The following is a 22,198-nucleotide window of genomic DNA, read 5'->3' on the forward strand; positions in this document are numbered from 1 at the left end:
ACCTACGCCCACAGCATCGCCGCTGTGGGCTATATCCCTGTATCCGTCTGCTTATAAAAAAATGGTACCTTTTGACCAGGAAAATAAAATGAAAGCAACCAAGTCGCGATTCTTTATTTTGTCGCTGTTATTTATCGTAACGGCAATTAATTATATGGACCGGGCCAACCTGTCCGTCGCCGGCAGTAAAATCCAGGCCGATTTCGATTTAAGTCCCACCCAGCTTGGGCTGCTGTTCTCCATGTTCACCTGGTTCTACGCCGCCAGCCAGATCCCGGTAGGTTATGTGCTGGACCGCATCGGCTCACGCGTCCTGTACGGCAGCGCCATCATCCTGTGGAGCGTGTTTACCTTCCTGATGGGGTTTGCCTCGCATCACCTGTTTGCCACCGCTACCGCGTCATTCCTGATGTTACTGGGCTGCCGGGCCTTGATCGGCATAGCCGAAGCGCCCTCTTTCCCGTCCAATACCAAGATAATCGCCACCTGGTTTCCCGATCATGAACGGGCGCGCGCCACCGCCATTTATTCCAGCGCGCAATACATCGGGCTGGCGCTGCTCACTCCGGCACTGTCGTTTATCGTGGCGGAATTCGGCTGGCAAATGTCATTTTACCTGTCCGGCGCCGCCGGCGTCCTGTTCGGCATCTTCTGGCTGATGAAATACCGCGATCCGCAGCATAGCGTCAAGACCAACCGGCAAGAACTGGATTATATCCGCGACGGCGGCGGCTACGGTTCACTAAACCAGGCTAACGTCAGCGAAAAAGTACGCTGGGCCGATATTCGCTTCTTCCTGAAAAAACGCACCATCTGGGGTCTGTTTATTGCCCAGTTCGCCTGTTCCTCCACGCTATATTTCTTCCTGACCTGGTTTATCGTCTATCTGGAAAAGGGGCTGCACCTGTCGATCGCCAAAGCGGGCCTGGGAGCTTCCTTTCCATACCTGATGGCCATGGCCGGCGTGCTGTGTGGCGGCACCCTGAGCGACATGCTGCTGAAAAAAGGCGCATCGCGTACGCTGGCCCGTAAACTGCCCGTGATGTCCGGGCTGTGCCTGACCATGGTGATTTGCCTGGTCAACTATTTTGAAGACCAGCCCCTCATCGCCATTGCCATCCTGTCCATCGCCTTTTTCGCCAACGCCTTCTCCAATCTGGGTTGGGTGGTATGGAGCGACGTTATCCCGCGCAACTTTCTCGGCACCATGGGCGGCTGCCTGAATATCTGCGGCAACCTGTCCGGCATCATCAGTCCGATTGTCATCGGCGTGATCCTGCAGCGCACCAATAATTTCCAGTACGCGATGTGGTATATCGCCGCGGTCGCACTGGCCGGCCTGCTGGCCTACACCTTCCTGGTCGGGAAAATCGACGTGATCGTCCCGCCGAAATCAACTGAACCTGTCCGGCCGCAACCCGGCCCAGACGCACTCAAAATCGAGGTTAAATAATGAGCACCCATACAATCAGCTGCAAAGCCTGCTTTGCCTACGGTGAGAAAGATATTCGCGTAGAACAACGCGAGCTGGAATACCAGGATGAGGATGTGCTGGTGAAGGTGGACCGCGGCGGCATTTGCGGGTCCGATATCCATTATTACCAACATGGACGCGCCGGGATGTCGGTACTCAAACATCCCATGGTGGTCGGCCACGAGTTCGTTGGCGTTGTAAGCAAGGCGCCGGTGGGCTCTAACCTGCGGGTCGGCCAGCGCGTGGCGGTCAATCCTTCGCAACCCTGCAACCATTGCGTGTTCTGCCTGGAGGGCAAGCAAAACCTGTGCTCCGCCATGCGTTTTATGGGCAGCGCGCAGTTCGATCCGCATGTAAACGGGGGATTCTCCGAATATGTGGTGGCTGCTGTAAAACAGTGTATTCCTTATGATGAGCACGCCGAACCGAAAGTCATCGCCTTTGCCGAACCGCTGGCGGTGGCGATCCACGCCGTTAACGCGGCGGGCACGCTGGTCGGCAAAAAAGTGCTGGTGATCGGCGCCGGGCCGATTGGCTGCCTGATCCTGGCCGCGGCGTTAAGCGCCGGGGCGGCCGAAGCCGTGGCGTGCGATGTCAGCGACCGCTGCCTGACGCTGGCCGCTCAGATGGGCGCCACCGCGACATTTAATCCGATAAATAAAGACAGCGCCGCTTTCTATCAGCGGGACCGGGGCTATTTTGACGTGGTGTTTGAAGCTTCCGGCAGCCCGGCGGCCATCAGCTCTACCGTCGCCCTCACCCGCCCGGCCGGCACCGTGGTGCAGGTGGGCATGGGCGCCAGCAGCGTAGAATACCCGGTGATGCCGATGCTGGTGAAAGAAATACGCTGGGTCGGATCTTTCCGTTTTATAGATGAGTTCGACACCGCGGTGAAATGGCTGCAGGACGGTCGCATCAATCCGCTGCCGCTGCTGAGCGGCGAATATCAGCCGGAAGCCATCGAGAGCGCGTTGATTGCCGCCGCCGATAAAACGATATCGTCAAAGATACAAATCAAATTCTAAGATTTCATCAATCTATCTCTGGGAAAAACCAACCTCAGGTTTTCAACATGGGGCTGGTTCGCATATAACAAATCAGGTTGTGTGTAGTCCCCCCGAAATTTAGTCTTACCGCTTGATGAAGTTCTCTGATTAAAATGCAACCAACGGGAGCCTCATTATGAAGAAAGCGCGTTTCACTGAAACTCAGATCTTTATACGGGTTCCCACTGATAAGCCCAAAATACCGCCATGGTCATTATTGCGGCGATCGGTGGGCGAATTACTGTAGCCAATGCTGGGCATTAACGGAGCCGCTGCTCCCCACCGGGAGAAACGGCCGTTCCGCCTGTTGCAGCCGATGCAGCATCGCCATTTGCGTCATGCCCGGATGGGATTCCAGGCGTGGGCTTGAGGCAACTATGCCAACGTCTGAACATTGCCATCGCGTGTCCTCCGGCAAGGCCAGCACCACCGGGCCGGGGCGGCCGCCCTGCTTTCTGGCGAGCTCGGCCTGGCGACGGATGCCCTTAGTCATGCGCTGACGCGTCGCAGCCATCAGACCCAGCGCATGGACCTGACCATTTTTCGCGAGCAGCAGGCAATTGCCGGCCGCTTCTACGCGCTGGGTCTGCCCCCGGGCCATTGAAGTCCGCGACGCGGTGTGGCGGGAATGATTTAACCCCTTACCCAGGCGCACCGGATACGAAGTGTATTACTCTCCGGTGACTTTCCGCAGGACCGGAACCGGTGGTATTTCCTCGGCGTGTTCCAGACTCCCGGGGTCCAGGCGGAACGCTTGCGGATAAAACCGGGGATCGGAACGGCGCGGCGGCTCGGTCGAACGCCAGGTGTAAAGGCATTGCCCGCATTGAAATACGGTAAATACGCCCGGGACCGGGCTTTCAAACAAAACGTCCGTCTCCGGATGCTGGCAACGAGGACAAATCATCATATGTTCCTTTTCATTTATTATCGGATCAACGGTTGTTGGCGATCAGCGTGTTCAGCCGCTCGATCCAGCGGCCCGTTTCGGGAAGATCGCGCACCGGTAGACCGTAATTGCCGCGCGTGTCCGGAACGACGGGGGTCGTCGCATCAATGACCAGCTTGTCGGTCACGCCTGCAGGCGTCGAGCCGGGGTCAAGCGCGACCACCGACATATTGGGCAGTTGTACCAGATCGCCCGCGGGATTCACCTTGGTGGACAAAGCCCACATCACCTGGGGTAAATTGAAGGGATCGACGTCCTCATCCACGACAATCGCCATTTTTACGTAACCCAATCCATGGGGCGTCGTCATGGCGCGCAGTCCTACCGCTTTCGCGAATCCGCCATAACGTTTCTTGGTGGAAATAATCGCCAGCAGGCCATGGGTATACATGGCATTAACGGCCTGCACCTCGGGAAAATCGGCCTTGAGCTGCTTGTAAAGCGGGACACAGGTTGCCGGACCGATGAGATAGTCCACCTCCGTCCAGGGCATGCCAAGATAAAGGGACTCGAAGATCGGCTGCGTTCTATAAGAAACCCGGTCGATCCTTATCACCGGCATCCGGTGCCCGCCGGAATAATTGCCCGTGAACTCGCCGAACGGGCCTTCCAGTTCGCGCTTGCGGCTTTCGATCACGCCTTCGATAACCACCTCCGACCCCCATGGGACGTCAAATCCGGTCAGCGGGGCCGTGGCGATCGGATAAGGCGCCTGCCGCAGCGCGCCCGCCATTTCGTATTCCGACTGGTCATAGCCCAGGGGCGTCGACGCCATAAGCGTGATGATCGGATCGTTGCCAAGGGTGATAGCGATAGGCAGGTTCTCGCCCCGCTCCTCCGCCGCCTTGAGGTGGATGGCGATATCGTGCACCGGCACGGGCTGGATGGCGAGACGGCGTTTGCCCTTGACCTGCATACGGTAAATGCCGACATTCTGCTTGCCGAAATTATCGGGGTCCTGCGGGTCGCGCGAGACCACCGCGGCTTTGTCCAGATAAAAACCCCCGTCGCCATCGTTGAGGCGAAACAGTGGCAGTATTTCAAAAAGATTGATATCGTCGCCTTCGACGCTGTTTTCCCGCCAGGGCGGATTTGCGCGGCGCTCCACCGATACGGGGAACTCGTCCCAGCGCCGGATGAATTCCGCAACCTGATCCTTGGTGGAGGTACCGGGAGCCTGCCCAAGGCGATAGCGTGGTTAGGCCACGAACCCAGGGTATTAAGCGCAACCTTGGCGTCGGTAAAACCCGCGATATTATCGAAATAAAGCGCCGGCGCTTTATCCCCGATCCGACCGGCCGCATTGGCCGCCGCCGCCAGGTCCGGCTCGGCCTGGACGGAGTCTTTCACATGCAGCAGCTGGCCATGTTCATCCAGCGCCTGCAGAAACTGGCGCAAATCGTCGAATATCATGTTAAATCCCGTATCCAATGTGAAAAGGCGGGTCGACTCATCTACCCTGCCGTTTTACCCGGCGCCGGTCAGCCCTTCCCCAACGTCAGCGGCCCGCGATATAACGAGGATAAGTCGCATAAACGAAGCAAGGTAACAACATATAGTTCGTATACGAACTATATGTTCGGACGAACAGACTCCGCCCCAGGCTTCACGGAAAATTCTATTTAGTTCGTATACGAACGTCAAGCCCGGCATGCATCAATGGCGGGATTTGCTTGTGCACGCCAAACGTAGCGGAGATAATACCCGCCCCGCCAAACGGGCGTGAACGGGGAACTACCGGACAGGATATAGAGCGGATGTTTGACAAGACCTTATTCCACCTCATGCGCGTTGTCCTGCAGGAGCATACCGCCCGCTGGACCTTGCTGATGCCCGAACTAACCAAACCGCAATATGCGGTTTTGGAAGCGCTCGCCACCTCGCCCGAAGGACTCGATCAGGCCGCGCTCGGGCAGGCTAGCGCCACCACCAAGGCAACCCTGGCGGAAATGCTTGGACGCATGGAAACCAGGCAGCTGATTGTCCGGCACCCGGATGCCGCCGATAGCCGCCGGCGTCTTATCCGGCTCACCAAGCAGGGCCGCACTATGCTGAATCTTGCCCGGCCCGTGGCTGAACAGGTCTCGGACAGCTTATTGCAGACGTTGTCCCCCGAAGAACGCGAGGCCCTGGTGCAAATTCTGGCCAAGATGAGACGCGGCATCCACGCCAAGGACACCTAGGACGGACCGGCGCTGCGGGAACGGCGCGCCAACCGCGGCCGCGGTGACCCATCTGCAGCAACGCCCCCACCACGATGATCCCGGAAATAGCGTTGGTTACCGACATCAAGGGCGTATGCAGCGCATGGCTGACGTTCCAAACCACCTAATCGCCCACCACGCACGCCAGCGCGAATACGGTAAAATGCGACAAGAACGCCTGCGGCGCCACGTTGGCCAGCCGACCAAACAGCACTATTCCTACCACCAGCAGAACGTATTTTTCCCAGGGCGCAATCGGCTTAGCCAAGGGTTTAACGATGGCTGCCGGCAGGGGCTTCGCCGGCTGCGCAGAGACCTCGATGGGCGGCGCCGGCCATGTAATCTCGCCGAGTTTAACCACCGTCACCCCACGGATCGTGCCAGTTCCGCCCGCGCATCCAGACTGAGGAAGTGCATTTCGCTCGACTGACACACCGCGAATAATGCATCGACGCCTTTCTCCAGATACCAGTCAATCAGGCGCGCCAGGCCGTCATAGTCAATGTGGTTATCGGGGGTAAAGGGAGTCAACATAACCGGCACAATACCTCCAATTTTAGTCATCTCATTCTCCTTGCACCACCGACTCGCCGCGGGCCAGTGCTGCCGCAAACGCGCCGTTAAAAGCGTCACCGGCGCCGGTGGTGTCAGCACTCAGCGCCGGAAAGCTGTGAGGCCTCGGTTTTATTCGGAGTGATCACATCGACATATTCCAGGCATTCCAACGCATGTGGCGAGAAAGAATTGACCTGCCCCCCGACTTTGCTCCGCTCATTATTGGGGTAGGGTCACACGGCCCGGCCTCAGGGGCGCAATCACCGTTCCCGGCGCGGGTCATTCCAAAATTTCTTATAAGCTTAGCGAATTTTGTCACTTGTGAAGGTCGTCGGTATTCCATGACAATCTATTAATGAGTGGACAATATGCCGAAACCGTTGCCAGACCGACGTTTGCCTAAGCGCCCTGACCGCTTCCGCCTTTATCTAATTTGAATGTTTATCTATCTAAGGTCTGCACGCAGGCCCCTTTGTCATATTTCATCTGGAGAGAAGCCTTTAATGAAGTTATCCCATGGTTTTATATCGCTTTTCATGATGGCGGGCGCGCATAACGCCTGGGCGGCCGAGCAGAATGTTCCCACGGCCAGTTCGTTTCACGTCAAGAGCGATGAAAGGCTGAAAAATAAACTGCCCGCCGATATTGTGACCCGGGGCTATATTATTGCCGGCACCAACCCCAATACGCCGCCCACTACTTTTTTCCAGGAAGACAACCGCACGCTGGCGGGACGTGAAATCGATATCATGAACGCCGTTGCCGAACGGCTGGGCGTGACGGTGCACTGGCAGGATACCGGCGGGTTCGACAACATTATTCCCGGGCTGAAGTCGGGCCGGTATGACGTGGCGCTGTCCAATATCAACGCCACCAAGGCGCGCTTGCAGCAAATCGATTTTATCGGCTATTACAACGCTTCCCGGCTCGGGGTTATTTCCCGTAAAGACGCCAATGTCGCCCCTTTTACCTCGTTATTGGCGGTGTGCGGCAAACAGGTCGGCGGCGGGGCCGGCACTACCCAGCTGACCCGTCTCGACGCCGCCAGCAAACAGTGCGTGGAACAGGGCAAACCGCCGATTAACATCGCGGTGTTCCCAGACCGCCCCGCCGGGGTGCAGGCCGTGGTCAGCGGGCGCGTGCCGCTGTTTTTCGGCCCTTACGAAGGACTCACCTGGCAGGTCAACCTGGTGAAAGCGCTGGCCATGAGCGGCGAGATCAGCGTGGATGACGCGCCGGTTTCCATCGCTTTCCCCAAACAGTCGCCGTTGGAAGAACCGGTGCAGGCCGCGCTCAATTCCCTTATCCAGGACGGCAGCTATCAAAAAATCCTCGATCGTTGGGGGATCGGCTATGGCGCCGTGAAAGAAGCAAAACGAAACGAAGAGATATTCCAATGAACAGTACACCGCAGGAAACCGAAGCCGATGAGCTGAGGATCGTCGGCAAACGCTATTACGGCCGCTGGGTCAGCGCGTTTTTCGTGCTGCTCCTGCTGTGCGCCGCCATCCATTCTATGATGTCCAATCCCCGCTTCGAGTGGCAGACTATTATCGGGAGCTTTACCGAGGAATCCATCCTGCGCGGCGTGCTGATGACGCTGCAACTGACCGTCATTTCAGTCTTGTTCGGTTTTGCCTTCGGCACCGTGCTGGCGCTGATGCGCCTTTCGTCCAATCCGCTGCTGGTGGCGGTAAGCTGGGCTTATACCTGGTTCTTTCGCGGCGTGCCGATGCTGGTACAGCTGTTCCTCTGGTACAATATCGCCGCGCTCTATCCCAAGATTTCCCTGGCCCTGCCCGGCGTCGGCGCGCTGTGGAGCGCCGACGCCAACACCCTGATAAGCCCGTTCAGCGCGGCGGTGATCGCGCTGGTGATGCACCAGTCCGCCTATGCCGCGGAAATCGTGCGCGCAGGGATCCAAAGCGTCGGGCATGGCCAACTGGAAGCGGCGCGGGCGCTGGGCTATCGCCCGGCGCAGATCTTTCGCCACACCATCTTGCCGCAGGCGATGCGAGCCATTTTGCCGCCGGCCGGCAACGAAATTATCGGCCAGTTGAAGACCACCGCGGTGGTCTCGGTGATCGCGCTGCAGGATGTGCTGTTCTCGGCGCAAATTATCTACCAGCGCACCTACCAGGTAATCCCGCTGTTGCTGGTGGCGACGCTGTGGTATCTGCTGATGACCTCGGTCCTGTCGGTGGGCCAATATTACGTTGAGCGTTATTTTAGCCGCAGCGTTATCCGCCAGCCAAGCCAGGATCGGGCGAAACGCAATCTGTTGTTTTATAGCCTGAAGATCGGGAGGCTAAACAATGGCTGAGACTATCACCCTGCGCAAAGTCACCAAACGCTTTTCCGGCAACACGATCCTCGATAATGTTACCCTCGAGATTCCCGCCGGCTCGGTGACGGTGATCCTCGGGCCGTCCGGATCCGGCAAATCTACCCTGCTGCGGTGCATCAACCATCTGGAAAAGCTTGATGGCGGTACCATTCTTATCGGCGGAGAACTGGTGGGCTACCGGCAGAAAGGACAGGCGCTCCATGAATTAGGCAGCCGCGAGATTGCGCTTCAGCGCAGCCGGATCGGCATGGTGTTCCAGCAATTTAACCTCTTTTCGCACCGCACGGTGCTGCAGAACATCATCGATGCGCCCATGCTGGTGAAAAAACTGAGCCGCCAGCAGGCTACCAGCAAGGCGCGGCTGCTATTGCGGCAGGTCGGGCTGGCCGAACGGGAAAACGACTGGCCGCAGCAGCTTTCCGGTGGGCAGCAGCAACGCGTCGCCATTGCCCGTGCGCTGGCAATGGATCCGGCGGTTCTGCTGTTTGATGAGCCGACATCGGCGCTGGATCCGGAGCTGGTGGGAGAAGTGCTGCAGGTGATTAAAGCGCTGGCGCACTCAGGCATCACCATGGTAATTGTTACCCACGAAATTGGTTTCGCGCGTGAAGTGGCGGATAACGTCGTTTTTATGGAAGAAGGTAAAATTATCGCCGCCGGTCCGGCGAACCGTGTGCTGGACGATCCGCAAAATCATCGCGTGCGGCACTTTCTGGCAACCGTGCTGTAAATCACGGGCTTGCTATTTCACCTGGATACCCATGATGACCTCGACCCATCACAAAACCCACAGCTCCCATTGGGGGGCTTTCACCGCCCGCTGGCAGGATGACCGGCTGGTCATTACCCCGTTCAGCGGCGATCCCGATCCCAGCCCGCTGCTGCAGAACATTGCCAACGCCCTCAGCCATCAGGCGCGTATCGCGGGTCCGATGGTGCGGCGCGGTTGGCTGGAACAGGGCCCGGGCCCCGATAACCGCCGGGGCGCGGACGAGTATGTCGCCCTGAGCTGGCCGGAGGCCTATGAGCGGGTGGCCGCCGAGTTGCAACGGGTAGCGGGTGTATCCGGACCGGAGGCGATATTTGGCGGTTCCTACGGCTGGTCCAGCGCCGGACGCTTTCATCACGCCCAAAGCCAGGTGCATCGTTTCCTTAATACCACGCTCGGCGGTTACGTCCGCTCGGTCAACAGCTATAGCTCCGGCGCGTCGTCTGTCCTGCTGCCGCATATCATCGGCGATATCAACGAAATCGCCCGCCGCGGCGTCAGTTGGCAGGAAATCGCGCAGCACACCGAGGTCATGATCTCCTTCGGCGGCCTGGCGTTAAAAAACTCCCAGGTGGCCAGCGGCGGGATGAGCGAACACACTGAGCGCGGTTTTATAGACCAGGCGGCGCGGCGCGGCGCAACTTTTATCTCGGTCAGCCCGCTGGAAAGCGATCTGCCCGCCGAGGCCCGGGGTGAGTGGCTGCCGATACGTCCCGGCACCGACGCGGCGCTGATCCTCGCGCTGCTGCACATATTGGCAAACCGCCAGTGGATTGATGCGGCGTTCCTGGCACGTTACTGCGTCGGTTGGGAAAAGCTGGTGGCCTATATCCGCGGCGACGTGGACGGACAGGTCCGCGATGCCGCCTGGGCGGCGCCCATCTGCGGCATCCCCGCAGCGCGTATCGACGCGCTGGCGGCCCAGTTACATGGACGCAGGGTGATGGTGACCGTGGCGCACTCGCTGCAGCGGGCGGAGCACGGCGAGCAGCCGGTATGGCTCGGGCTCGTGCTGGCGGCGGCGTTGGGGCAGCCGGGACTGCCGGGCGGGGGCTACGCTTATGCGCTGGGCGCGCTGGGCCATTACGGCAAGCACCACAACCAGGTGGCATTCCCGGCGCTGCCGCAGGGTAAAAACGGTATCGACCGGTTTATCCCGGTGGCGCGCGTGGCCGATATGCTGCTGCATCCCGGTGAAAAATTCGTTTACAACGGGCGCCATCTTACCTATCCGACCATCCGGCTAGCCTATTGGGCGGGCGGCAATCCGTTCCATCACCATCAGGACTTGGCGCGCCTGCGCCGGGCGTTTTGCCGGCTTGATACGCTGATCGTGCATGAGACCGCCTGGACGGCAACGGCGCGTCATGCCGATATCGTGCTGCCCGCCACCATGACGCTGGAGCGGGAAGACATCGGCGGCGCACCGACGGACCGGTATCTGGTTGCCATGCAGCAGGCGGCCACGCCTTACGGCGAAGCGAAGGATGATTACGCCATTTTTACCGAACTGGCTCGGCGGCTCGGCCGGGAAGCGGCGTTTACCGAGGGACGCAGCGCCCGAGAATGGCTGGCGCATCTCTATCAGCAGATGCGTGAACGTCTGCGTGAACGTGACGTCAGCGTGCCTGATTTTGCCACATTCTGGCAGCAGGGCATCCTGGAACTGCCGCAGGATCGGGATGGAGGCCGGCTGCTGCGGGCATTTCGCCAGGATCCGGAGCGCAATCCGCTGCCGACCCCGAGCGGCAAAATCGAGATTTTCTCCCAGACCATCGCCGGCTTTGGTTATGCGGACTGTCCGGGACATCCGGTGTGGCTTGAGCCGCAACAACGGCCCGACGAACAGCATCCTTTTTATCTGATTGCCAACCAGCCCGAATCGCGTCTGCACAGCCAGCTTGATTTCGGACAGTACAGCGTCAGCCGCAAACGCGGCGGGCGCGAGATATGTTGCCTGAATCCCGACGACGCGCGGCGCCTCGGCATAACCACCGGCGACGTGGTTGAGCTGGTCAACGGCCGCGGCACGGTGCTGGCTAGCGCTGAGGTGAGCGCGCGTATTATGCCGGGGGTGGTACAGTTGCCGACCGGCGCCTGGTACGATCCGGTGGATCCGTTGGCGGAGAGACCCGTCTGCCGCCATGGCAATCCCAATGTGCTGACGCTGGACATCGGCACCTCTTCGCTCAGCCAGGGCTGCGCCGGTCAGATTACCGTGGTGCGCGTCGGCCGTTTTGCGGGCGAGGCGCCGGAAGTCAGGGTCTTTGAGCCGCCGGTCGCGGTGTCACGTCGGCCGGAAAGCAGCGGTGGGTAAGCATCGATTGCGGCACGGACATCATTAAGCGTGCCGGGGCGCGGCGGGCAGGGAGCGGCCGCGGCGCGCAAGTGAAACGCGGAGGCCGGCGGGATGAGTCAAGCGTAAAGCGCGTCTATCGGCGGGGCTGATGAAGCGCCGACAGGAGTAACGTCCCCAGCCGGGACAGCGCCGAGGGTGAATCCAGGCGGCTCAGGCTTTCGATGGCGTCGATCGTCGCATCCGTTTCACCCGCCAGGCAGCGCCGCAGCTTATGCGACAGGTCCACCGGATGGGACAGGCTCTCCCGGCGCGTCACCTTACAACGCAGCGGCGCATCGTGATGGAAAAATAGCGTCACCTGATGGAAACGGGCGGAGGGGTCCAGCTCATCGGGAGGCGCCAGTGGGTCGGGACAGCGGCTGACCCGCTGCGCCAGCGCCGAAATCGCCGGATTCACCGGCCCTTCGGCAAATTCCGCAAGGGTAAGATCATCAAGCAACAGGCCGGCGGCGATAACGTATTCCAGGCTAAAGCGCGCTTCCATACCGTTACGGGGCCGGCGCACCGAGGGCGCGAGATCGCCGCCCGGCGGAAACGCCACCTCGATATGATCAAGCCTATCCAGCAGCGCGTCGAGGGTATGGCCGCTGTCCAGCCACTGCCGGCGTAACCGGCGCGCCGCATCGGCGGCGCTGTGGGTACCGCTGCAGGCGGCATACGGCTTGAACTCCAGCCCGGGAGTGACAATGCGCCAAGGTTCGCCCCAACGGTCGGTCAACAGGTCCGGATCCTGTCGGCCGCCACAGCTGGCCGCCAGAAAATCCTCGATAATCCCGTCAGGCTGTCCGGAAAACCCCGCCAACGCGAGCTGGCAAGCGGCCACCGCGGCCTGCGCCGCCAGTCCGGCATGCAAGGGTTTCGCTGCGGAACCGGTCTGCGCGCGCAGCCCGCTGGCTTGAGTGGCGGCAATGCCCAGCATCACCGCCGTCGCACCGGCGTCGGCCTTCACCAGCCGCGCCGCCGCCGCCGTTGCCGCCAGCGTGCCCAGGGTGCCGGTGCTGTGAAAACCCATGGCGTAATGCCGGCGGCCGGCGGCCAATCCCAGCCGCCCCGCCGCTTCCACCCCGACGGCATAGGCGTCGAGAAACCTCGCGGCGCCGACCGTCGGATGCTCTGCGGCCAGGGCGAACAGCGCCGGCAGGATCACGGTGCTGGGATGGCCACGAAAGTCGGGGTGAAAATCATCATAGTCCAGCGCATGGCCGGCATAACCCAGCAGCAGCGCCCGCGTGCGCGCATCCCGGCCGTCATAGACCCGGCGCAGGCAAACCAGGCCGCTGTCAGCCACGCGTCCAAGCAGCACCGGGAGGGTCACCGCCAGATAGTCCAGCACTCCGGCCCGGGATTTTCCCCGCGCCGTTTCGTCTGGCCGGGTGTCGACGATAAGCGTCGCCAGCCGCCGGGTGAGCGTTTCGCTCATGCTACGCCAGCGACTTCAGCGCTTCGCCGGCCAGGCGCGCAAGATAACGGGCGGTGGGGAATAAAGCGCGATCGTCCACGCGAAATTTCGGGTGGTGCAGCGCATGGGGGCCGCCGGATCCGACCATCATGAAGGTGCCGGGCAGTTTCTGCTGGTAAAAGGCGAAATCCTCGCCGATGGGGCTGGCGTCGACGCGCCTTGCCTCAAAGCCGGTCTCGGTGGCCTGTTCCAGGGCAAAAGCCACCCATTCCGGCGTATTCACGACCGACGGCGGCCCGGCGTGCCATAAAAATTCCAGCTGCGCCCCATAGGCCTCGGCGATGCCTTGCACCAGCTGGCGGAAGCGCTGCTCGATAAGATCGCGCACGTCCTGGCTGAAGGTCCGCACCGTGCCCTCGATATAGGCGGTATCCGGGATCACATTCCATGTGCTGCCGCTGTGGACCTGGGTGATGGATACCACGGCATTGTTGTTGGACGGCACGTTGCGGCTGATCAGGGTTTGCACCGCGCCAATCAGCTGGCCGAGGATAATAATGGGATCGTTGCCCTCGTGCGGCTTGGCGGCATGGGAGCCTTTGGCGGCGATCTTGATCTCGAACCTGTCCACGCCCGCCGTCAGCGCGCCGTCCTTGCCGCCCACCACGCCCACCGGCAGGGTGGGATCGTTATGGATGCCGAAAATGACCGCGGCGTCGTCCAGCGCGCCGGTGGCAATCAGATCCGGCGCACCCAGGCCGGTTTCTTCCGCCGCCTGGAACAGCACGCGCACCCTGCCCTGTAATCCCTCCTCCCGGCGCTTGAGCAGGATGGCGGCGCCGAGTGCGGCCGAACTATGAAAATCATGGCCGCAGGCATGCATCACGCCGGGGTTTTCGGAGGTGTACTCGACGCCGGATTCCTCGTTGATTGGCAACGCGTCGATATCGGCGCGCAGTACTACCAGCGGGCCGGGCTGCAGACCGCCGATTTCCGCCACCAGGCCGGTTTTTAACGGCAAGTCGAGAATGCGGATGCCCTCACGCTCGAGCGCGGCGCGGATTTTCGCGGTGGTTTCAAATTCCTGGTTGGACAGTTCGGGATGCCGGTGCAGGTGGTGGCGAAAGTCCTGGATCTGTTGCGCCAGGTCCTGATACTCGGGAGGGATGGTCATTGGGTTACTCCATCAGTCAAAAAGCGTATTGGCCCACAGCCTGGCGGGCGCTGGCCGGACACGGCCTGCCAGCATACCGCCGGGGGGATGCGGGCGCTGCGCCGGTAAATCACCTAAATAGAAAACTCGCTGGGGGTTTCGATATTGATCAACTGCCTCAGGAAGCGCCGGGTCTGCGGATTGTCGGAAAAATTGATGATCTGTTCCGCCGGCCCCTGTTCAATAATGTGTCCGTCCGCCATAAAGATCACCCGGTCGGCCACCTCTTTGGCAAACTGCATTTCATGGGTGACAATCACCATGGTGGTCTTGCGCTTGGCGAGCGTCTGAATCACCTGCAAGACCTCATGCACCCGTTCAGGATCCAGCGCCGAGGTGGGTTCGTCAAACAAAATCGCTTTCGGGTTGACCGCCAGCGCCCGCGCGATGCTGACCCGCTGTTGCTGGCCGCCGGACAGGGTCACCGGATACTGATGCGCCTGATCCGCCAGGCCGACCTGCTCCAGCAGCGACATGCCCATTTCCACCGCCTGCCTGCGGGGCAGCTTTTTCACCACCAACAGGCCTTCGGTGATATTTTCCAGCGCGGTTTTGTTTTTAAACAGGCTGTAGTTCTGGAACACCATCGCCGTCTGGCTGCGCAGGGCGTACTCTTCCCGGGTGGTATAATGCTCGGTATCAAGAGTGACGTCGTCAATCTGGATGATGCCGGATTCGGGTTTTTCCAGCAGGTTCAGGCAGCGCAGCAGCGTTGATTTCCCCGAGCCCGAAGGTCCGATAATGGCAACCACTTCGCCGGCGGCGATGTCGATGCTGATATTGTCCAACACTACCTGGTCACCAAAACGTTTATAGAGATTTTTGGCTGTGATCATAATGTCATCCTAGCGTTGCAGCGAGTGGCTAAGTTTTTTCTCAAGCAGGGCCTGCAGACGAGCGTAGCAGATGATTACCAGCCAGTACACCAGACCCACCACCAGGAAGGTTTCAAAATAGCGCAGGGACTCGGCCGCGATCATTTTGCCTTCCGCAAACAGTTCGGACACGCCCAGGGCAAACGCCACCGACGTTTCTTTGATCAGCGAGATAAAAGTGTTGCCGGTGGCCGGCAGCGCATTGAGCATCGCCTGCGGCAGCACGATGCGACGATAAATTTGCCCCTTGCGCATGCCAATCGACAGCCCGGCCTCGGTTTGGGTCGGATCTACAGAGGCCAGCCCCGCGCGATAGATTTCCGCCATATACGCCGACGTCTTGAGGCTAAAGCCGATGATGGCCGCCGCAGTGGCCGTCAGACCGGTCAGCGAGGGAATAAGCTGCGGTAAGCCAAAGTAGATTATAAACAGCTGCACCAGCGCCGGCATGCCGCGAAACAGGGAAATATACAGCTCGACCGCTTTACTGAGCAGCCAGATTTTACTGGTGCGCAACAGCGACAGCATCAGGCCGACAACCATGGCGATGATCATGGATACCACCGCCAGAAACATCGTCATCGGCAAATAGCTGATGATGAGCGGGAAGACTTTAAGCAAATAGCTGATATCGATATTCATGCAGAAGCACTCAGATAACGCCCGCCGTCTGATACCTTGGCGGGCGTGAAAACGAGAACCGGCCTAGTGAGCCGCGCCGGCTGGAGGAGTGGTGATATCCTCGCCAAAATACTTAATTGACAGCGTCTTGAGACGACCATCCGCGCGCATGGCGTCAATTTGCCGATCAAACGCCGATTTAAGCGCCCGGCCGCTATCATCCTTATGGAACGGATACCCCACCGGCTCGACCACCAGCGGCGCGCCGACCAGTTTCAGCGGCAGGCTCTTTGCCTTGATCTCCGCCAGCAGTATCGGCCGCGCATTGACATAGGCGTCGACGCGCTTATTCATGGTGTCGGTCATGGCCCCGTCGCGATTTTCATACGTGCGGATGGTGATGGTATTGTCCCCGAACGCCTTCTTGAGGTTGGCCACGTGGTTGGAACCCAACACCCCGGCCACGGTTTTGCCTTTCAGATCGTCGAGGGTATTGATATTGGTGTTGGTACTGCTGGTGACCAGTTGGCTGCCGTAATAACTGTACGGACCGGAGAAATCATATTTCTCCCGGCGCGCCGGCGTGATGGCGACGGCGTTAGCCACCGTATCAAGCTTGCCGCCTTCCAGTTGCCCCATCAGACCGCTGAAATCAGCGTTGACCCATTCGACGCGATAATGGAGGTCTTTGGCGATTTGTTCGGTTAACTCCACATCAAAGCCCACCAGCTTACCGTCTTTTTTATAGGCGGTGGGGAAACTCAGCCCGGTGGCGCCGACGCGGATGGCTTTGGCGTCGGAACTCCCGCCATCGCCCGGCTTGTCACAGCCTGACAGCAGGGTGGCGGCCAGCAGCGCGGTTAATACCATAGAACCTGTTTTCATTTTACCGCCTCTTGTGCCGCTGTGCGTTGCAGCCATATCGCATGGCGTGTTTCATCAAGTATTTTTTTCATATAAAGGGTGATATGACCTTTGCCTAAATCCGTCTTGTGCATCGGTTTGAAACCGCGCGCCTGATACATCTCGGCCAGCCAGGGGTGACTCTCGGCCGTGCCCAGCGAGACCGCCGGCGCCCTGAGCTGGCCCAACAGTATAGCCTGCTCCAGCCATTGCAGCATCTGGCTGCCCAGGCGCTGGCCGCGATAATCCGGATCGGCGCCGAACCAGCCGATATGCGGCAGGCCGAACGGACCGGGCAAAGGTCCCCACGGATAGCGCAGCGTCGCCGAGGCCACCAGCTTACCGTCGAGAAACATGCCGTAGACGCCATGCTCATCCAGATGACGGCTGACCCGCGCCAGATCCGCCGTGGCGGCGTCGAAGTGGATGCCCAACTCGCGGATAGGCGCATAGGCGGCGTGCATCAGCGCCAGAAATGGCTCCGCGTCCGCCACCGTGAGTTGGCGATACCCCGCGCTCATCTGGCCTCCAGGTCCGCAGCCGGCAGCAGGCCGGACGCGTTGGCGGCCAGGATCACCTCGTCGACCTTCTCCGGCGCGCTGCCGAGATAATTAGTCGGGTCGAGCCAATGGTCCAGCTGGTTTTCCGTCACCGTGGCGCGCAGCGTCGGGTGCGCCAGCAGCACCTCTTTAAACGGGCGTTTTTGTTCATAGGCCTGCATCGAGCATTCATAAACCAGGTGATGGGCGGTTTGTTTGCCGAGCGTCTTGCCGAGTTCAAACATCACCTTTTCCGACAGCAGCAGCCCGCCCTGCAGATGCAGGTTAGCCAGCATTTGCGCTTCATTGACGGTAATGCCGCGTAGGATGCCCAGCGCGTTCTGCAACTGGGCGGACAGGTAAATGCAGATTTCCGGCAGGGCGATCCATTCCGCGCGCCAGCTCATGGCGTCACGCTCATGTTCCACATGCATCGATTCATAGATCAGGGCGGCGCTTTTCAGCACCGGCGCCGTCAGGCTGGCGAGACCTTCCAGCGCCGCCGGGTTGCGTTTATGCGGCATGGTGGTGGAACCGATTTTACCGGCGGAGAACGCCTCTTCGATTTCATTGATCTCGGAACGCATCAGGTTATAGAACTCATTGCCTATCTTACCCAGCGTTCCGCTGATCAGCACCGCCACCGAGGCAAACTCGGAAAAACGGTCGCGCGCCGCCTGCCAGCCGATATTGGGGGTGTTCAGCCCCAGCTTGTCGAGCGTGAGCCGCTCAATCGCCGGACCCTGCGGGCCGAAAGAGGCGTAGGTACAGATCGCGCCGCTGATATTACCGGTCAGCGCGCGCGCTTTGATTTCCTGCAGGCGCGTCAGGTGGCGGACAAACTCATCCAGCCATACCGCGACCTTAAAGCCAAACGTTGTTGGCAACGCCTGCATGCCGTGGGTACGGCCGGTCATGGGGGTGTGCTGGTATTTTTTTGCCAGGCGCCTGAGTTCCACCGCCAGCAACGTCGCATCGCGTTCGATGATGCCAAACGCCTGGCGCAGTTGCAGCACGGTGGCGGTATCGACGATATCCTGGGTGGTGGCGCCATAATGAATATATTCACCGGCGTCGCCGCACTGTTTTTGCAGGGCGGCGAGGGTCGGCATCAGGGAATGTTTCATCTCGGCGGCGGATTGGGCAATGTCGTCAAGATTGAGCTGGCTGGCATCGGCGCGCCGGGCGATGGCTTGGGCCGCGGCCTCGGGGATCACACCCAGCTCGCCTTCCGCCAGGGCGAGGGCGACTTCTACCTCGATTTGCCGGGCCAGGCGGCTGTTTTCCGACCACACCTCGCGCATTTCCGGGGTGCCAAAGTTATTACCAATCAGGACAAAGTCAATCAAATGGGACGCCATACACTTCTCGGATTAAATAATTTTTTAAGTGTGGGACTATAGCACGGAAGAATAATGCGCCTTATAACAGAAATATATATCCTAATCCCAACGGGATATAGCAACACCGGCCGGGGAGCCGATGGCGCATTAGCCTGGGATATAATCCTAAGGAATGTGGCGTTATTTCACCTGGCTCAAATCGTCGCCGAAATACTTTTCCGACAGCGCCTTCAACCGGCCGTCCTGGCGCATTTTATCCAGTTCTTGGTTATACAGGCCCAGCAGCCGATCGCCTTGCGGCGTTTTGGCAAACGGGAAGCTGACGCCTTCGTCCGTCAGCGCCGGGCCCACTAGCTTCAGCGGCAGCTGATGCTTGTTGATTTCTGCCAGCAGCACCGGCTTGGAGTTAACATAGCCCTGCACCCGGTTATTCAGCGTATCGCTCATGGCGCCGTCGCGGGTTTCATAAGTACGTATTACAATGCTATTGTCCGGGAACGCCGCGCGCAGGTTGGTAATATGATTCGACCCCAGCACCCCGGCCACCGTCTTGCCCTTCAGGTCGTCCAGCGAGTTGATATCTTTATTCTGCGTGCTGGTGACGATCTGCGACGAGTAGGTCAGGTAGGAAGTGGAAAAATTATATTTTTCCTGGCGTTTGGCCGTTACCACGAAATTATTGGCGATGCTATCCAGCTTGCCTGCTTCCAATTGTCCCAGCAGGCCGCTGAAATCGGCCGTGGTCCAGACGACTTTATAGCCCAGGTCGTGCGCGATGGTTTCCGCCACTTCCACATCGTAGCCCACCAGTTTATCGTTTTCTTTATAGGAACTGGGGAAACTTTGTCCCGTGGCGCCGATGCGGATCACCTTATCCTGCCCCGCCGAACCCGAATTATCGCAGCCTATCAGCATAGTAACCACGCCCATAACCAGCGCCAGCGCGGCCCATCGCGTATTAAAAGCCATTTTCATTGTCCTGTATGAAGAATGGCCGGGAATATACCATGTCGCGCCGGGCGCTTTTATATTCACCCGCTATAAGTTATATCTTCTAATAAGGTTACAAATGAGTGAGGAGATTTTATTATTTCTTGCTGACTTATGGTAAGCACTCCTAAGAAATCGACTAAGGTAATACCGTGCTCGCAATTAAATCGCCCCAAACCTATTACTCCCGACCGGGACTGTGCGCCGGTGTGGGCGGCCTTATCGCGCCCTTTGCCGACCGGGTCGCCATCATTACCAGCCCGCGCGCCTGGCAGGCGGTGGCGTCGCAGGTCGCCGCCAGTCTTGAGGCCAGCGGCATCGGTTATGACGTGAGTTATCTGCAAGGCGAATGTACCCGGGCTGCTGTGGCTGAACATCAGGCGCGGCTGGCCGGGCAGCCGGCGCCGTTTGTGATTGGCATCGGCGGCGGACGCGTGCTGGACTGCGCGAAAGCGGTGGCGGACGGCCTGGAGGGCGGCAATGTCGCCACCATGCCCACCATCGCCGCGACCTGCGCGGCCTGGTCCCCGATCAGTATTATGTATAACGAACGCGGCGGCCATGAAGGAACCCTGGCACTTAAACGCATGCCGGCGCTGGTGCTGGTGGACAGCGAAATCATCGCGCGCAGCGATGTGCGTTACCTCAAAGCCGGCATTGTCGACGCGTTGGCCAAATGGTATGAATTCCAGCCCTACCAGGCGAAAAACGGTGACAGCCTGGCGCTCAATTTTAAAATCCACGCGGCGGCCTTTGCGCGCGATATCTTTAACACCTGGGGCGAGCAGGCGTTGGCGGCCAACGCCCGCCAACAGGTAACGCCCGCGCTGCAAAAAGTGATCGACGCCAATATCGCCGGGGCAGGCCTGGCCAACAGCATGCGCGACGACAGCCCGTCGCCGGGAGTTGCTCATGCCATTCACAACCGGATGACCCATCTGCCGGAACTGCACGGATGGTTGCACGGCGAAAAAGTCGGGTTCGGCCTGCTGGTGCAATCCTTGCTGGCGCGGGGCAACGACGGGCCGGATGCCGAACTGCTGACACAACTGCGCCGCTATGACGCGCCGCTGCATCTTATCCCCCTGGGCGATCGTCTTACCGAAGCGGCGCGCTATATTGCCGCCAGTTTTAAGTTTCCGTCCGCCAGCGCGGCGTTGTTGCCCTTTTCGCTTGCGCCCGCGGCCATCGAACGGGCTGTTATCACCGCCGCCGACCAGACGTTCTGACGAGGGCGGCCGGCGGATACGCCGGCCGAACCTGACCTTACAGGAGTGTGTATGTCATCTCAACTTTCCCCGCCGCGTCAACTGAGGCTGGGACTGTTTGTCCAGCCGCTTGGCCATCATGTCGGCGGCTGGCGCGCCACCGGCGACCTTGGTTCGCCCACGGATATCGCCTGGTTGACGCGCATCGCGCGTAAGGCCGAAGACGCCAAATTTGACCTGTTTTTTGTCGGTGACGCGCTGGCCACCAGCGTACACCGCCTGCCGTCCACCATGGCGCGGCTGGAGCCGCTGACGCTGCTGGCCGCCCTGGCGGTCTCCACCCGTCATATCGGTCTGGCGGCTACCGCCTCCACCACTTTCAGCGATCCCTTTACGCTGGCCCGCGCATTTTCATCACTGGATCATATCAGCCGGGGCCGGATCGCCTGGAACGTGGTGACCTCGTATTCCACTGATGTGGCGCGCAACTTCAGCCGGGAAGATATGCCCGACCACGCGACGCGCTACGCCCGTGCGCGTGAATTCCTCGAGGTAGCCTTTAAGCTGTGGAACGGCTGGCGGGATGGGGCGGTGGTGGCCGATCGGGCCAGCGGCCGCTATTTCGACGACGACAAGATCCAGCCGATCAACCATCACGGCGAACATTTTTCAGTGCAGGGACCGCTGAACATTTCCCGCTCCCCCCAGGGGCGGCCGGTGATTATTGAAGCCGGGTCCTCGGCCGATGGCCAGACGCTGGCGGCGCAGACCGCCGAGGTGGTGTTCACCGCCAGCGCCTCCCTGGAGGAAGGACGGGCGTTTTATCGCAGCCAGAAACAGGCGGTGGCGGCCGCCGGACGCGATCCCAAAGCAGTGCTGATCTTGCCGGGGGTGATGCCGATCGTCGGCCGCAGCCGTGAGGAGGCCCGGGAAACCTGGCGTCAGCTTAACGCGCTGGTGGATATCGACAACGGGCTTGACCAGCTCTCCGCCCGCTTTGGTCTGGATCTGCGCGCCTACCCGCTGGACGGGCCGGTACCGCCGGTGCCGGACGGCGAGGGAAATCAAAGTCGCATCAAGCTGTTGACCGATTTGGCGGCGCGCGATGGCTTGACCCTGCGCGAGCTGGCGGCGGTGGCCGCCGGTTCCCGTGGACACCGGGTGGTGGTGGGCTGCGCCGGGGATATCGCCGACGACTTCCAGCAGTGGCTGGAGGCGGACGCGGCGGACGGCTTTAACGTGATGCCCGCGATCATGCCGGAACAGCTGGATCTGTTTATTGAACTGGTGATCCCGGAACTTCAGCGCCGCGGATTGTTCCGTACCGCCTACCCTTTCGCCACTCTGCGCGAGAACCTGGGGCTACCGGCGGCGACCTGAGCGCGGCCCAAGAGCCCCGCCCGT

General features: G+C 60.1%; 20 protein-coding genes and 4 pseudogenes. 11 read left to right on the forward strand and 13 right to left on the reverse strand.

The window, feature by feature from the left end:
* Window positions 1-88: 88 nt before the first annotated feature.
* The 3 genes and pseudogenes from ACL2XM_RS11850 to ACL2XM_RS11860 form a co-directional block, all read left to right on the forward strand.
* On the forward strand, window positions 89-1,453 hold the full coding sequence (locus ACL2XM_RS11850; protein ID WP_413728555.1) for an MFS transporter: 1,365 nt from the start codon (window positions 89-91) through the stop codon (window positions 1,451-1,453).
* Entirely contained in the window at window positions 1,453-2,499 is a 1,047-nt protein-coding gene (gene idnD / locus ACL2XM_RS11855; RefSeq protein WP_413733014.1) for an L-idonate 5-dehydrogenase, read from the forward strand. Before ACL2XM_RS11850 ends, idnD begins: the two co-directional genes overlap by 1 nt.
* Window positions 2,500-2,947: 448 nt before the next feature.
* Window positions 2,948-3,152, forward strand: a pseudogene (locus tag ACL2XM_RS11860) (AAA family ATPase); the annotation flags it as partial.
* A gap of 38 nt (window positions 3,153-3,190) precedes the next feature.
* On the opposite strand, the gene ACL2XM_RS11865 reads toward ACL2XM_RS11860, so the two are convergent.
* Window positions 3,191-3,430 (reverse strand): non-oxidative hydroxyarylic acid decarboxylases subunit D, encoded by a 240-nt coding sequence (locus tag ACL2XM_RS11865; RefSeq protein WP_413728557.1) that lies wholly within the window; start codon window positions 3,428-3,430, stop codon window positions 3,191-3,193.
* A gap of 25 nt (window positions 3,431-3,455) precedes the next feature.
* A pseudogene (locus ACL2XM_RS11870) lies at window positions 3,456-4,882 on the reverse strand (non-oxidative hydroxyarylic acid decarboxylases subunit C).
* Between ACL2XM_RS11870 and ACL2XM_RS11875 the strand changes: the two are divergent.
* Both ACL2XM_RS11875 and ACL2XM_RS11880 read left to right on the forward strand, forming a co-directional pair.
* Window positions 4,820-5,095 carry a hypothetical protein gene (locus ACL2XM_RS11875; protein WP_413733274.1) on the forward strand — a complete coding sequence of 92 codons (276 nt, stop codon included), beginning with the start codon at window positions 4,820-4,822 and terminating at the stop codon, window positions 5,093-5,095. The pseudogene ACL2XM_RS11870 and the gene ACL2XM_RS11875 sit on opposite strands and share 63 nt — an antisense overlap.
* Before the next feature lie 131 nt (window positions 5,096-5,226).
* Window positions 5,227-5,652 carry a MarR family winged helix-turn-helix transcriptional regulator gene (locus tag ACL2XM_RS11880; protein WP_410015485.1) on the forward strand — a complete coding sequence of 142 codons (426 nt, stop codon included), beginning with the start codon at window positions 5,227-5,229 and terminating at the stop codon, window positions 5,650-5,652.
* A gap of 37 nt (window positions 5,653-5,689) precedes the next feature.
* Here the strand turns inward: ACL2XM_RS11880 and ACL2XM_RS11885 are convergent.
* From ACL2XM_RS11885 to ACL2XM_RS11895, 3 genes and pseudogenes are all read right to left on the reverse strand, one after another.
* A pseudogene (locus tag ACL2XM_RS11885) lies at window positions 5,690-6,049 on the reverse strand (proton-translocating transhydrogenase family protein); the annotation flags it as partial.
* Window positions 6,043-6,237, reverse strand: a pseudogene (locus ACL2XM_RS11890) (dihydrodipicolinate synthase family protein); the annotation flags it as partial. The pseudogenes ACL2XM_RS11885 and ACL2XM_RS11890, both read right to left, overlap by 7 nt.
* Window position 6,238: 1 nt before the next feature.
* Window positions 6,239-6,361 (reverse strand): PfkB family carbohydrate kinase, encoded by a 123-nt coding sequence (locus tag ACL2XM_RS11895; protein WP_413723594.1) that lies wholly within the window; start codon window positions 6,359-6,361, stop codon window positions 6,239-6,241.
* 370 nt (window positions 6,362-6,731) lie between these two features.
* Between ACL2XM_RS11895 and ACL2XM_RS11900 the strand changes: the two genes are divergently transcribed.
* Genes ACL2XM_RS11900 through ACL2XM_RS11915 form a run of 4 tightly spaced genes read left to right on the forward strand, consistent with a single transcriptional unit; the run spans window position 6,732 to window position 11,661 of the window.
* Window positions 6,732-7,628: an ABC transporter substrate-binding protein gene (locus ACL2XM_RS11900; RefSeq protein ID WP_413722580.1), complete on the forward strand. Its 897-nt coding sequence runs from the start codon at window positions 6,732-6,734 to the stop codon at window positions 7,626-7,628.
* Window positions 7,625-8,551 (forward strand): amino acid ABC transporter permease, encoded by a 927-nt coding sequence (locus ACL2XM_RS11905; RefSeq protein ID WP_410015487.1) that lies wholly within the window; start codon window positions 7,625-7,627, stop codon window positions 8,549-8,551. Before ACL2XM_RS11900 ends, ACL2XM_RS11905 begins: the two co-directional genes overlap by 4 nt.
* A complete protein-coding gene (locus ACL2XM_RS11910; RefSeq protein ID WP_413722578.1) occupies window positions 8,544-9,305 on the forward strand; it encodes an amino acid ABC transporter ATP-binding protein in 762 nt (253 codons plus the stop codon). Before ACL2XM_RS11905 ends, ACL2XM_RS11910 begins: the two co-directional genes overlap by 8 nt.
* Before the next feature lie 31 nt (window positions 9,306-9,336).
* Window positions 9,337-11,661 carry a molybdopterin-dependent oxidoreductase gene (locus tag ACL2XM_RS11915; RefSeq protein WP_413722577.1) on the forward strand — a complete coding sequence of 775 codons (2,325 nt, stop codon included), beginning with the start codon at window positions 9,337-9,339 and terminating at the stop codon, window positions 11,659-11,661.
* Window positions 11,662-11,776: 115 nt separating this feature from the next.
* Here the strand turns inward: ACL2XM_RS11915 and ACL2XM_RS11920 are convergent, their stop codons facing one another.
* The 8 genes from ACL2XM_RS11920 to ACL2XM_RS11955 form a co-directional block, all read right to left on the reverse strand.
* Window positions 11,777-13,123: an MmgE/PrpD family protein gene (locus tag ACL2XM_RS11920; protein WP_410015490.1), complete on the reverse strand. Its 1,347-nt coding sequence runs from the start codon at window positions 13,121-13,123 to the stop codon at window positions 11,777-11,779.
* 1 nt (window position 13,124) lies between these two features.
* Window positions 13,125-14,276, reverse strand: a complete 1,152-nt coding sequence (locus ACL2XM_RS11925; protein WP_410015491.1) for an amidohydrolase — start codon at window positions 14,274-14,276, stop codon at window positions 13,125-13,127.
* Window positions 14,277-14,389: 113 nt separating this feature from the next.
* On the reverse strand, window positions 14,390-15,151 hold the full coding sequence (locus ACL2XM_RS11930; protein WP_410015492.1) for an amino acid ABC transporter ATP-binding protein: 762 nt from the start codon (window positions 15,149-15,151) through the stop codon (window positions 14,390-14,392).
* Between the two features lie 9 nt (window positions 15,152-15,160).
* Window positions 15,161-15,832 (reverse strand): amino acid ABC transporter permease, encoded by a 672-nt coding sequence (locus ACL2XM_RS11935; protein WP_162364154.1) that lies wholly within the window; start codon window positions 15,830-15,832, stop codon window positions 15,161-15,163.
* 63 nt (window positions 15,833-15,895) lie between these two features.
* Window positions 15,896-16,696, reverse strand: coding sequence for an amino acid ABC transporter substrate-binding protein (locus ACL2XM_RS11940; protein ID WP_410015493.1), 801 nt, complete (start codon window positions 16,694-16,696; stop codon window positions 15,896-15,898).
* Complete coding sequence (locus ACL2XM_RS11945) at window positions 16,693-17,235, reverse strand: GNAT family N-acetyltransferase (protein ID WP_410015494.1); 543 nt, start codon at window positions 17,233-17,235, stop codon at window positions 16,693-16,695. The genes ACL2XM_RS11940 and ACL2XM_RS11945 overlap by 4 nt, the downstream gene beginning before the upstream one ends.
* Window positions 17,232-18,614, reverse strand: a complete 1,383-nt coding sequence (purB, locus tag ACL2XM_RS11950; RefSeq protein ID WP_410015495.1) for an adenylosuccinate lyase — start codon at window positions 18,612-18,614, stop codon at window positions 17,232-17,234. The genes ACL2XM_RS11945 and purB overlap by 4 nt, the downstream gene beginning before the upstream one ends.
* 162 nt (window positions 18,615-18,776) lie before the next feature.
* A complete protein-coding gene (locus ACL2XM_RS11955; RefSeq protein ID WP_410015496.1) occupies window positions 18,777-19,571 on the reverse strand; it encodes an amino acid ABC transporter substrate-binding protein in 795 nt (264 codons plus the stop codon).
* A 167-nt stretch (window positions 19,572-19,738) separates the two neighbouring features.
* Here ACL2XM_RS11955 and ACL2XM_RS11960 point away from each other — a divergent pair, with 167 nt between their 5' ends.
* Together ACL2XM_RS11960 and ACL2XM_RS11965 are read left to right on the forward strand one after the other, a co-directional pair.
* Complete coding sequence (locus tag ACL2XM_RS11960) at window positions 19,739-20,815, forward strand: iron-containing alcohol dehydrogenase family protein (RefSeq protein ID WP_410015497.1); 1,077 nt, start codon at window positions 19,739-19,741, stop codon at window positions 20,813-20,815.
* A 51-nt stretch (window positions 20,816-20,866) separates the two neighbouring features.
* Entirely contained in the window at window positions 20,867-22,174 is a 1,308-nt protein-coding gene (locus tag ACL2XM_RS11965; RefSeq protein ID WP_410015498.1) for an LLM class flavin-dependent oxidoreductase, read from the forward strand.
* The last annotated feature ends 24 nt before the right edge of the window (window positions 22,175-22,198 follow it).

Origin of the sequence: Sodalis sp. RH20 (assembly GCF_047324205.1) — a bacterium.
Lineage (GTDB): Bacteria > Pseudomonadota > Gammaproteobacteria > Enterobacterales > Enterobacteriaceae > Acerihabitans.